Origin of the sequence: Actinotalea sp. C106 (assembly GCF_023630195.1) — a bacterium.
Classification (GTDB): domain Bacteria; phylum Actinomycetota; class Actinomycetes; order Actinomycetales; family Cellulomonadaceae; genus Actinotalea.
The window spans coordinates 1-10,718 of record NZ_JALPKN010000098.1 but is presented as its reverse complement, the minus strand read 5'-3'; the positions used below and the strand labels follow the sequence as shown (position 1 = coordinate 10,718).

The 10,718-nt window shown below is 73.2% G+C and carries 14 protein-coding genes and 1 pseudogene; 8 read left to right on the top strand and 7 right to left on the bottom strand.

What is annotated here, in order from left to right; translation table 11 throughout:
• A pseudogene (locus L0B03_RS08610) lies at positions 1-200 on the bottom strand (leucyl aminopeptidase); the annotation flags it as partial.
• Positions 201-272: 72 nt separating this feature from the next.
• Between L0B03_RS08610 and L0B03_RS08605 the strand changes: the two are divergent.
• The 4 genes from L0B03_RS08605 to L0B03_RS08590 are packed head-to-tail and all read left to right on the top strand — an operon-like array spanning position 273 to position 2,299.
• Positions 273-632, top strand: a complete 360-nt coding sequence (locus L0B03_RS08605; protein ID WP_250445398.1) for a hypothetical protein — start codon at positions 273-275, stop codon at positions 630-632.
• A complete protein-coding gene (locus tag L0B03_RS08600; protein ID WP_250445397.1) occupies positions 629-1,042 on the top strand; it encodes a hypothetical protein in 414 nt (137 codons plus the stop codon). Before L0B03_RS08605 ends, L0B03_RS08600 begins: the two co-directional genes overlap by 4 nt.
• 10 nt (positions 1,043-1,052) lie before the next feature.
• The gene (locus tag L0B03_RS08595; RefSeq protein WP_250445396.1) at positions 1,053-2,081 is read left to right on the top strand and encodes a quinone-dependent dihydroorotate dehydrogenase; all 1,029 of its coding nucleotides are present in this window, start codon (positions 1,053-1,055) and stop codon (positions 2,079-2,081) included.
• Positions 2,078-2,299, top strand: coding sequence for a hypothetical protein (locus tag L0B03_RS08590; protein ID WP_250445395.1), 222 nt, complete (start codon positions 2,078-2,080; stop codon positions 2,297-2,299). Before L0B03_RS08595 ends, L0B03_RS08590 begins: the two co-directional genes overlap by 4 nt.
• A gap of 9 nt (positions 2,300-2,308) precedes the next feature.
• Here L0B03_RS08590 and L0B03_RS08585 read toward each other — a convergent pair whose 3' ends face one another.
• Complete coding sequence (locus L0B03_RS08585) at positions 2,309-3,778, bottom strand: PLP-dependent aminotransferase family protein (protein WP_250445394.1); 1,470 nt, start codon at positions 3,776-3,778, stop codon at positions 2,309-2,311.
• A 60-nt stretch (positions 3,779-3,838) separates the two neighbouring features.
• Here L0B03_RS08585 and L0B03_RS08580 point away from each other — a divergent pair, with 60 nt between their 5' ends.
• Positions 3,839-3,997: a hypothetical protein gene (locus L0B03_RS08580; RefSeq protein WP_250445393.1), complete on the top strand. Its 159-nt coding sequence runs from the start codon at positions 3,839-3,841 to the stop codon at positions 3,995-3,997.
• A gap of 5 nt (positions 3,998-4,002) precedes the next feature.
• On the top strand, positions 4,003-4,641 hold the full coding sequence (locus tag L0B03_RS08575) for a hypothetical protein (protein ID WP_250445392.1): 639 nt from the start codon (positions 4,003-4,005) through the stop codon (positions 4,639-4,641).
• 14 nt (positions 4,642-4,655) lie between these two features.
• Here the strand turns inward: L0B03_RS08575 and L0B03_RS08570 are convergent, their stop codons facing one another.
• Positions 4,656-5,666, bottom strand: coding sequence for an aldo/keto reductase family protein (locus L0B03_RS08570; protein WP_250445391.1), 1,011 nt, complete (start codon positions 5,664-5,666; stop codon positions 4,656-4,658).
• Positions 5,667-5,733: 67 nt separating this feature from the next.
• The gene (locus tag L0B03_RS08565) at positions 5,734-6,333 is read right to left on the bottom strand and encodes a DUF3043 domain-containing protein (RefSeq protein ID WP_250445390.1); all 600 of its coding nucleotides are present in this window, start codon (positions 6,331-6,333) and stop codon (positions 5,734-5,736) included.
• A 39-nt stretch (positions 6,334-6,372) separates the two neighbouring features.
• Between L0B03_RS08565 and L0B03_RS08560 the strand changes: the two genes are divergently transcribed.
• Positions 6,373-7,776: a dipeptidase gene (locus tag L0B03_RS08560; protein ID WP_374204922.1), complete on the top strand. Its 1,404-nt coding sequence runs from the start codon at positions 6,373-6,375 to the stop codon at positions 7,774-7,776.
• Here the strand turns inward: L0B03_RS08560 and L0B03_RS08555 are convergent.
• From L0B03_RS08555 to nadA, 3 genes are all read right to left on the bottom strand, one after another.
• Positions 7,730-8,257, bottom strand: coding sequence for a thioesterase family protein (locus tag L0B03_RS08555; protein ID WP_250445389.1), 528 nt, complete (start codon positions 8,255-8,257; stop codon positions 7,730-7,732). The genes L0B03_RS08560 and L0B03_RS08555 overlap by 47 nt on opposite strands.
• A 73-nt stretch (positions 8,258-8,330) precedes the next feature.
• Positions 8,331-8,930 carry a DJ-1/PfpI family protein gene (locus L0B03_RS08550; protein WP_250445388.1) on the bottom strand — a complete coding sequence of 200 codons (600 nt, stop codon included), beginning with the start codon at positions 8,928-8,930 and terminating at the stop codon, positions 8,331-8,333.
• A 1-nt stretch (position 8,931) separates the two neighbouring features.
• Positions 8,932-10,146, bottom strand: coding sequence for a quinolinate synthase NadA (gene nadA, locus L0B03_RS08545; RefSeq protein ID WP_374204921.1), 1,215 nt, complete (start codon positions 10,144-10,146; stop codon positions 8,932-8,934).
• Between the two features lie 77 nt (positions 10,147-10,223).
• Between nadA and L0B03_RS08540 the strand changes: the two genes are divergently transcribed.
• A partial coding sequence (locus tag L0B03_RS08540; RefSeq protein ID WP_250445387.1) for a glycerate kinase occupies positions 10,224-10,718 on the top strand: 495 nt, incomplete at its 3' end.

Below are 10,718 nucleotides of genomic sequence, written 5' to 3'. Positions count from 1 at the left end.
CGGCTGGGCAGGCGGTGCAGCGAGTCCGCAGCGCCGGTCAGCCCCAGGCCCTGCGCCGCGGCCACGAGCTCGCGGGCGGTGGTGGGCGGGAGGGCCTCGCCGAGCACCTCGATTCCCGAGGTGGTCCGCGCGACGGCGACGACCACCACGTCGACGTCGAGGCGGGCAGGGTCCTTGGATGTCAGGTTCAGGGAGGTCACCGCACGATGCTAACGGTCGAGGGCGGGTGGCGGCCGGGCCGTGCGGGTCGGTCGGGGTCGTATCCTCGCGGGGTGTGGATCCCTCTCCTCCTGCTCGTCGGCCTCCTGTGCCTCGGCCTGGCGGCATGGGCAGGATGGCGGGCCCTGACCGACCGTCCGGTGATCCTGCGGCAGCTCCTGACGGGTGCCGTGATCGAGGCGGTCCTGGTGGTCCAGGTGGCGCTCGGTCTCGCGGCGACCGCCGCGGGTGACGGGCCCGCCGACCCCGTCACGTACTGGGGGTACCTGGTGACCACGCTGCTCGTGCTGCCGATCGCCGCGGTCTGGGCCTTCACCGAGCGCACCCGGTGGAGCTCGGTCGTGCTGGTGGTCGCCTCCGCCACGGTGGCCTTCCTGCAGTACCGCCTGCTCCAGGTGTGGGTGGGCCTGTGAGCGAGCCACGGGTGACCTCGGGGGCCGGGCGTGCCCTCGTCGCGGTCTACGGTCTGCTCGCCGTCGCCGCGACGGCCCGCTCGCTCGTACAGGTGCTGCGGGACCTCGAGCGCGCCCCGCTCGCCTACCTGCTCTCGGCCTTCGCCGCCCTCGTGTACGTCGTCGCGACCCTGGCCCTCGCACGGACGGGTCCCCGGGCGCGACGCGTCGCCTGGGGCGCGGTCACGATCGAGATGGTCGGCGTGGTGGTCGTCGGCGCCCTCTCGGTCCTGGCCTCGTCGCTGTTCCCCGAGCCGACGGTGTGGTCGACCTTCGGCGCGGGCTACGGGTTCGTGCCGCTGGTGCTGCCGGTGCTGGGGCTGCTCTGGCTGCGCCGGACGTCCCCTGTCGCCGCCGAGCCACGGCGATAGGTTGGCGCGCGTGTACCGCCTCCTCTTCACCCACGTCCTGCGGCGCCTCGACCCCGAGCGCGCCCACCACCTGGGCTTCGCGGCGATCCGCGCGGCGGCCGCCGTGCCGGGGGCCCGGCACCTGCTGGCGCGCTCGTGCGCCCCGCCCCCGGGGGGTGAGGTCGAGGTCTTCGGACGACGGCTCGCGGGCCGGTTCGGCCTGGCGGCAGGGTTCGACAAGGACGGGGTCGGTGTCCGTGGGCTGACGACCCTGGGGTTCGCCTTCGTCGAGGTCGGCACGATCACGGCGCATGCCCAGCCCGGCAACCCCCGACCACGCCTGTGGCGGGTGCTCGACGAGCACGCCGTCCGCAACCGGATGGGCTTCAACAACGCCGGTGCGGCGGTCGCTGCAGCCCGGCTGCGAGGCCTGCGCGGGACGGGGTGGGGCCGCGACGTCGTGCTGGGGGTCAACATCGGCAAGACCAAGGTCACCCCGGACGCCGAGGCGGCGAGCGACTACGCGACCAGCGCCGCGCTGCTCGCCCCGGTGGCCGACTACCTGGTGGTCAACGTCTCCTCGCCCAACACCCCTGGTCTGCGTGCCCTGCAGTCGGTCGAGCACCTGCGCCCCATCCTCGAGGCGGTGCGCGCCGCGGCGGACGGGGCGACCCCGCGGCACCGACGGGTCCCGCTCCTGGTGAAGATCGCCCCGGACCTGCAGGACGAGGAGATCGACGAGGTCGCGGACCTGGTCACCGAGCTCGGGCTCGACGGCGTGGTCGCGGTCAACACGACCATCGCGCACGACTACGGCGAGGGCGGGCTGTCCGGACCGCCGCTCCTGGCGCGCGGCCTGGAGGTGACGCGCCGCCTCCGGGACCGCCTCGGGCCGACCCCGACCCTGATCGGCGTGGGGGGAGTGACCTCCGGGCGGGACGCGCAGGCCTACCTCGAGGCTGGGGCCGACCTCGTCCAGGGCTACACGGGACTGGTCTACGAGGGCCCGTTCTGGGCCGCGCACGTGCACCGTGCGCTGGCCGCCGGAGCGACCCCGTGACCCGCCCGCAGTGGGGCTGGGTGTTCCTGGACGACGACGGGTCCGAGCTGGACCGCCCGCTCAGCCCGGCCTTCACCAGCCGCTTCGACGCCGAGTCCTGGCTCGGTGAGCACTGGCGGCGACTCGTGGACGAGGAGGTCCGCGCGGCCCGGCTGCAGCACCAGGGTGGGGCCGTCGCCGCCCCGGTGGCACTGGTCCCCGGCCCGCGCCACGGGTAGGCCCACGGCCTAGATCACGGCGGCACCGGTCTGGGTGAGGGCGCGCTCGTGGCCGGCGTCCCCGGCGAGCCCCAGCGTCGCCCACGCCTCGGCCAGCCTGGCCACTCCCCGCTCGATCACCTCGGGCTCCTGGCTGAACGTGAGCCGCAGACGCGACTCGAGCGCGCCGTCGACCCCGAACGTGGGCCCGGGGACGATGCGCACGCCGTGCTGCAGGGCCACCGCCGCGAGGGCCGAGGAGACCGGTGCCCCGAGGTCCGCCCACGCCGACAGGCCGCCCGGAGGGGTCCTGACCTGCCAGGGGAGGGAGGTGCGAACCGCGGTGAGCAGCGTGTCGCGCTGGGTGCGCAGCAGCGGAAGGCGGGCCGCGAGTACCTCCTCCTCGACGTCGATCAGGGCGCAGGTGACGAGCTGGTCCAGGAGGGCCGTGCTGATGTCGTACCGGGACCTCTCGGTCGCGAGCCGGGTCACGAGCTCGCGAGGTCCGCGCACCCAGCCCACGCGCAGGCCGCCCCAGAACGTCTTGGACGCCGAGCCGACCGCGACCAGGTTCGCCCCGGCGGACGGGCCGCTGATGCTCGCCGGTCGTGGGCCGTCGATGGTCAGGTCCGTGAGGGTCTCGTCGGCGACGACCAGCGTGCGGTGACGCCCGGCGATCTCCCGGACACGTCCTCGTCCGTCGTCGTCCAGGCTCGTCCCGGTGGGGTTGTGGTGGTCGGGCGTCAGGTAGACCAGGCGTGGGGCCACCTGGCGGACGGTGGCGTCGAGGAGGTCGAGATCGAGCCCCGCCGGCCCGACCGGGACCGGCACCGGTCGGGCCCCGGAGCCACGCACGGCCCCGACCGCGTTGGGGTAGCTGGGCTGCTCGATGACGACCCGGTCCCCGGGACCGACGGTGACAGCCAGCAGAAGGCTGATGGCCTGCTGCGCGCCGTTGGTGACGAGGATCTGGTCCGGGGTGGTCGGCGTCCCGCGGGCGGTGTACCTCTCGGCGATCCGCGTGCGCAGGGCGGGCAGGCCCTGGTGGGTGTACCCGTGCCCCGTCGTGTGCGCCGGGAGTGCCTCGAGGGCGCGTTCGACGGCGCCGTGCAGCTGAGGTGGTGCCGGAGGAGCGGCGATGGTCAGGTCGACCGGACCGTCCTCGCTGCTGGCCGTCATGACGAGGCCGACACCCCCGGCGGTGAGGCCCTCCGGCACGGTGGTCACGCTGCCAGAGCCTCGACGCGTCGTCAGCAGGCCGAGATCGCGCAGGCGCTGGTAGGCGGCCCCGGTCGTGGTGCGGGAGAGCCCGAGGGTCTGGGCGAGCTCTCGCTCACTGGGCAGCCTGGTCCCCAGCGGCAGAGCGCCGTCGAGCACTGCGCGCCGGATCGCCTCGGCGAGGGCCGTGTACCCGGGCCCCGCGGTGGATAGGCGCCCCAGCACCCGGGCGAGCCCGGGGCCGGAGATGCGTCGGTCGATCGGGCCGCCTGCGTGGATCACGAGGCCACTATCCCTCAGGTGGCCATGGATCACCAGGCCACCTGTGCCGAGGATAGAGACATGATCCCTTCAGTGGTACTCCTAGTGGCCTGCTGGTTGCTCCTGACGCTGCTCGTCGCGCTCGGGGCGGTCGTCCGGGGAGATGGCTACGGCCGGCGCCGTCCGCCGCAGTCCCACCTCGCGTGGGCGGCCGGGACGTCCCTCGAGGACCTACGGTGAGGAGCGTGGAGCGCCCGGCAGTCCGTCTCACCCAGCTCGTCGTCGGGCTGGTCCTGTACGCGGCGTCGATCGCGATGCTCGTGCACGCGTCCTTGGGCAACATGCCCTGGGACGTGCTGAGCCAGGGCATCGGCCGTCGGCTGGGGTGGAGCCTGGGGACCGCGACGATCGTCGTCAGCCTCGTGGTCCTGCTCTGCTGGATCCCGCTGCGTCAGCGCCCCGGCATCGGGACCGTCGCGAACGTGCTCGTCATCGGACTGCTCGTGGACCCGTTCCTGGCGCTGGCCGGGCTGCTGGGTGACCTGCCGCTGTGGGGCGCGATCCTCATGACCGGTGGCGGGATCGTCGTCAACGGCGTCGCGACCGCCTGCTACATCGGGGCCCGTCTGGGACCCGGCCCGCGGGACGGTCTGATGACGGGGCTGGTCGCCAGGACCGGCTGGCGGGTGCGGTGGGTCCGGTCCGGGATCGAGATCGGGGTGGTCACGACGGGCTGGGCCCTGGGCGGGACGGTCGGCCTGGGCACCCTCGCCTACGCCGCGTCCATCGGCTTCATCGTGCACCTGCTCCTGCCGCGGTTCACGGCACTCACCGGCCCGCGACCGGTCAGGACCACGGGGACCGCAGCGCTGACCGGCCGCTGAGCCGGCGACGAACCTCAGACCGGGCGGCCCGCCGGGGCGTTCTCGGCGGTCTTGCCCGGGTCGGTGACCGCGACCGCGGCCAGGGTCTGGTCGATCCGCGCCATGAGCTCGGCGGGGATCGTCACGCCCGAGGCCGCGACGTTCTCGTGGACCTGCTCGGGCCGGGACGCGCCGATGATCGCGGCAGCGACGTTCTCGTTCTGCAGCACCCAGGCGACGGCGAGCTGGGCCATCGACAGGTCGAGCTCGGCTGCCACCGGGGTCAGCTGCTGCACGGCGCCCAGGACCTCGTCGTTCATGAACCGGTCGATCATCCGGGCCCCGCCCTTGGCGTCCGTCGCACGCGAGCCCTCCGGCAGGGCCTCGCCCGGCTTGTACTTGCCGGTCAGGACGCCCTGGGCGATCGGCGACCAGACGATCTGCGAGACGCCGAGCTCGGCCGAGGTCGGCACGACCTCCCCCTCGATGACGCGCCACAGCATCGAGTACTGCGGCTGGTTCGAGATGAGCTGGACGCCGAGGTCCTTGGCCAGGGCGTGCCCGGCGCGGATCTGGTCGGCGGTCCACTCCGAGACGCCGATGTAGAGCGCCTTGCCCTGCCGGACGACGTCGGCGAAGGCCTGCATCGTCTCCTCGAGCGGGGTCTCGGTGTCGAAGCGGTGGGCCTGGTAGAGGTCGACGTAGTCGGTGCCGAGCCGCTGCAACGAGCCGTTGATCGACTCCATGATGTGCTTGCGGGAGAGGCCGACGTCGTTCGGCCCCTGGGGGCCGGTGGGCCAGTAGACCTTGGTGAAGATCTCGAGGGACTCGCGCCGCTGACCGGCGAGAGCCTCGCCGAGGACGCTCTCGGCGACGGTGTTCGCGTAGACGTCGGCGGTGTCGAAGGTGGTGATGCCCGCGTCGAGGGCGGCGTGCACGCAGGCCGTGGCCGCGTCGTTCTCGACCTGGGAGCCGTGGGTGAGCCAGTTGCCGTAGGCGATCTCGGAGATCTTGAGACCGCTGCTGCCGAGGTATCGATGCTTCATGCCCTCAGCCTATGCCTCGCCTCGAATCGGTTCGACCGCTGAGGCGTCCTCAGGCCAGGCAGGGCCCTCAGACCGGGTACTCACCGCGCTTGACCTGTGGGCGGGGGAGCCGGGTGCGGCGGATCTGGAAGGCGCGCAGCACTCCGTACATCAGCGATCCCCGCGGCACCTTGGCCTCGCCGAAGCGGGCGTTCAGGCGACGCTTGAGGACCCGCGACAAGATGAAGGCATCGGCGATGGTCACGACGACGACCAGGTAAAGCACCATGATCACGACGATGCCGGCGGTGATGTTGTTGGCCGTCACGAAGGTCGAGAACACCATGACCAGCGCCACCGGGAGGAAGTACTCGCCGAGGTTGCGGCGGGCGTCGACGTAGTCGCGGATCCACCGCTTGACCGGCCCGCGGTCGCGCAGCGGCAGGTTCTTCTCGTCCCCGGTCTGCATCGCCTTGTACTCGCGGTCCCGCTGCTCGCGGGCGGCCGCGCGCTGCGTCCGGGCCGCGGCCTTGCGGTCGGTCGGGACCAGGGGACGCTTGCGGGCGGCCTCGGCGGTGCTGCGTCGAGGCGTGGGGCGCCCCTTCTTCTGGACCATCCCGGGGACCTCGGCGGGCTCCTCAGAGGTCTCAGGGGTGGGCTCGGGGTTCGAACGGCGGCGGGAGAACACGGGCCCAGGGTAGTCGAGCCCGCCGGTAGCGTGGACGCCGTGAACAGCACACCTGACGACAAGCACCTGACCGACACCCTGCGCACCCGGGTGCGTGAGGCCTTCCCGGCCCTGCGCCGGGACCTCGAGGACCTCGTGCGGATCCCCAGCGTCTCGAGCGCCGCCTTCGACAAGGCCCACGTGCGGCGCAGCGCCGAGGCCGTCGCGGCACTGCTCGAGGGGGCGGGGCTGCCCGAGGTCCAGGTGCTCACCTCGACCGGCGCCGACGGCCGGCAGAGCGCCCCTGCTGTGGTCGCACGACGTCCCGGGCCTGCGGGGGCTCCGACCGTGCTGCTGTACGCGCACCACGACGTGCAGCCCCCGGGTGCCGACTCGGCCTGGACGACGCCGCCCTTCGAGCCGGTCGAGCGCGAGGGCAGGCTCTACGGGCGGGGCGCGGCGGACGACAAGGCCGGGGTCGTGGCCCACCTTGGCGCCCTGCGGGTGCTGGCCGACGAGCTGTCCGTCGGCGTGACGGTCTTCGTCGAGGGGGAGGAGGAGGTGGGCTCACCCAGCTTCGCCGACTTCCTGACCCAGTACCGCGACCTCCTCGAGGCCGACGTGATCGTGGTCGCGGACTCGACCAACTGGCGTGTCGGCGTCCCCGCCCTCACCACGAGCCTGCGCGGACTGGTCGACTGCGAGGTCGAGGTCGCGGTGCTCGAGCACGCCGTCCACTCCGGGATGTTCGGCGGCCCCATCCTCGACGCCCCGACCCTGCTCGCCCGACTCCTGGCGACCCTGCACGACGACGCCGGCGACGTGGCCGTCGCGGGCCTCGCCGCCGCCCCCGAGCCCACGGTCGACTACGAGGAGGCGGACCTGCGTGCTGACGCCTCGGTGCTCCCCGGCGTCCGGCTCGCGGGGTCCGGGACCCTGACCGGTCGGCTGTGGACGAAGCCCGCGCTGTCGGTCATCGGGATCGACGCGACCTCGGTCGCCGAGGCGTCGAACACCCTCGCGCCTCGGGCCCGGGCCAAGCTCTCTCTGCGGATCCCTCCGGGCCAGGACCCGGTCGAGGCGGCCGCCGCGCTGCGTGCCCACCTCGAGGGGCACGCCCCGTTCGGCGCCCAGGTCACCGTGCACGACGGCGAGCTCGGCAAGCCGTTCCAGGCCCCGACCGACTCGGTCGCGATGCAGGTGGCCCGGCGGGCCTTCGCCGACGCCTGGGGCACCGAGCCGGTGGACATCGGCGTCGGTGGCTCGATCCCCTTCATCGCGGACCTGCTCGAGGTCTACCCGCAGGCCGCGATCCTGGTGACGGGGGTCGAGGACCCTGACTCCCGCGCCCACGGGGCGGACGAGTCGGTGCACCTCGCCGAGCTCGAGAAGGTCGTGCTGGCCGAGGCCCTGCTGCTCAGCCGCCTCGGTGGGCCACGTCGACCGACCGCGCCCACGTCATGAGGTCGTCGGGGAGCTGAGGGCTCCCCCCGCCCCCGAGGAGAGCTGCGACCTCGGGGGCGGGGACCCGCTCGCCCGAGCGGGCGAGGAAGCGCCCGGCCACGAGCCCCCGCGCCACGGGGTCCTCACCGCGGACGAAGGTCTGCTCGAGGTAGACGACGCGCTCGTCCCAGCCGAGCACCCGGGTGCGGATCTCGAACCGGTCGCCCAGCTGGAGCGAACGTCGGTAGGTCATGGTCGAGGCGGCGACCACGGGGTACCAGCGCGCACTCCGCAGCAGCCCGACGGCGCCGAGGTCGGCGAGGAGGTTGCTCCTGGCGACGTCCATCATCTGCAGGTACACCCCGTTGTTGACGTGCAGGTAGAAGTCGAGGTCCCCCGGGCGTACCCGCATCCGCGTGACCGAGACGTCGAGGATCCCCAGCCCGGGAACGGCGCGGCGCGGGCGGGTGGTCACGAGGGCCAGCTGGAGCTGTCGGGTCATCCCGGGAGGGTACCCAGGGGTGCGACCGGAGGTAGACCTCGGCGGGTGGTGTGCGCAGGGTCGGTCGCGCGGGTCAGACCGGGGGAGCCGGGTCGTACTGGATCGCGCGACGCACCTCGCGCGCGACCTCGACCGACTCCAGGCGCGCGACGAGGTGCAGGGCCATGTCGATCCCGGCCGAGACCCCCGCCGAGGTGACGACGTCGCCGTCGTCCACGAACCGTGCCTCGGTGTCGATCAGCACGCTCGGGTCGATCCTCGAGAGCTCGTCGAAGGCCTTCCAGTACGTCGTCGCTGGGCGGCCCGCGAGCAGGCCGGCGGCTGCGTAGGCGAGAGCCCCGGTGCACACGCTGGCCATGAGGGGCGTCGTCGCACGTACGGCCCGCAACCACGCCAGATGGGCGGCGTCCTGGACCAGGTGGCGGGTGCCGTCCCCGCCGGGATGCACCAGGACGTGCATCGGGTCGAGGTCCTCACGCCCGGCGTCGGGGACCACGCGAAGCCCCTTGGCGAGGCGTACCCCGGCTCCGTCGTACGAGAAGGTCGTGACCGTGGGGCGCAGCGCTGAGAGCCCGGCCCAGGCCGTGAGCACCTCGTAGGGCCCGACGACGTCGAGCTCCTCGGCGTCGTCGAAGACGAGGACGCCGATGCAGAGCGGGCTCTCGGTCGCCACGTCAGAGCCCTGGGAGCGCCAGCATCTGGTCCAGGGCCACGCGGGCCCAGTGGGCGTCGTCGGGGTCGACGACGATGCGGTTGACCGTCCGTCCCGCGACGAGCGACTCCATGGCCCAGACGAGGTGCGGCAGGTCGATGCGGTTCATCGTCGAGCAGAAGCACACCGTCGAGTCCAGGTAGTGCACGTCGAGCTCGGGATGCTGAGCCGCGAGCCTGCGGACCAGGTTGAGCTCGGTGCCGATGGCCCAGGAGGAGCCCGGCTCGGCCCCGTCGAGGGCGCGGATGATGAACTCGGTCGAGCCGACGAGGTCCGCGCTGGTGACCACCTCGTGCTTGCACTCGGGGTGCACCAGCACGTTGACGCCCGGCACCCGCTCGCGCACGTCGGTCACGTTCTGCGTCGAGAAGCGGCCGTGCACCGAGCAGTGCCCGCGCCACAGGATCATGCGGGCGTTCTCGAGCTCGGCCTCGCTCAGGCCACCACCGGGCCGGCGCGGGTCGAAGACCACGCAGTCCTCGAGGTCGAGGCCGAGCTCGAGGACTGCTGTGTTCCGCCCGAGGTGCTGGTCGGGCATGAAGAGCACCTTGCCGTCCCCATCGACCCCACCCACCTGGTCGAAGGCCCAGCGCAGCGCCACCTGAGCGTTGGAGGAGGTGCACACCGTGCCCCCGTGCCGGCCGGTGAAGGCCTTGATGGCAGCGGTGGAGTTCATGTAGGTGACGGGCAGGGTCCGGTCGGCGATCCCGGCGTCGGCCAGGACCTCCCAGGCCTCCTCGACCTGGTCGATCGCTGCCATGTCGGCCATCGAGCAGCCAGCCGCGAGGTCGGGAAGCACGACGGCCTGGTTCTCGTGGGTGAGGATGTCGGCCGACTCGGCCATGAAGTGCACGCCGCAGAAGAGGATGAACTCGGCCTCGGGGCGGGCGGCCGCCTCACGGGCGAGCTTGAACGAGTCCCCGGTGACGTCCGCGAAGTCGATGACCTCGTCCCGCTGGTAGTGGTGGCCCAGGACGAACGCCCGGTCGCCGAGGGCCGCCCGAGCCACGCGGGCGCGTTCGACCAGGTCAGGATCGCTCGGGGCCGGGAGGTCGCCGGGGCACTCGACACCTCGCTCGGAGGTGAGGTCCCGGGGGCTCCCGAGCAGCTCCAGGAGGGCCGAGGGTGCGGGCTCGGCGAAGCCGGGAGAGGACGGAGGAGGGGCGACGGCGCTCACCCCACGATGATCCCACACGGTGCCCACCGAGCCCACGGCGTCGGTCCCACGGGGTCGGGCTGGGGCAGGATGGCGAGGTGCGCATCCTCGTGGCTCCCGACTGCTTCACCGGCACCCTCACGGCTCCGCAGGCCGCTGAGGCGATGGCTGAGGGCTGGCGTCGTGGCGCCCCGCACGACGAGGTCGTGCTGCTCCCGCTGGCCGACGGCGGTCCAGGCTTCCTCGAGGCCGTGCGCCGTGGGCTGGGCGGCGAGCTCGTGCCGACCACGGTCCCCGGCCCCCTCGGCGAGCCGGCACCGGCCGCGGTCCTGCTCGTCGAGGGGGAGCGAGGGCGGACCGCGTACGTCGAGTCCGCGCACGCGATCGGTCTGCACCTGGTGCCGGCAGGGCGGCGCGATCCGGGACGGAGCTCCTCGTACGGACTCGGCCTCCTGCTGCGGGCCGCGCTCGACCTCGACGTCTCCCGCGTGGTCGTCGGTCTCGGGGGGTCGGCCACCAACGACGGCGGAGCGGGGCTCCTCGCAGGCCTGGGCCTCGGGGCCGCGGTGCTCCGCGGCGGGGGTGAGGAGCTC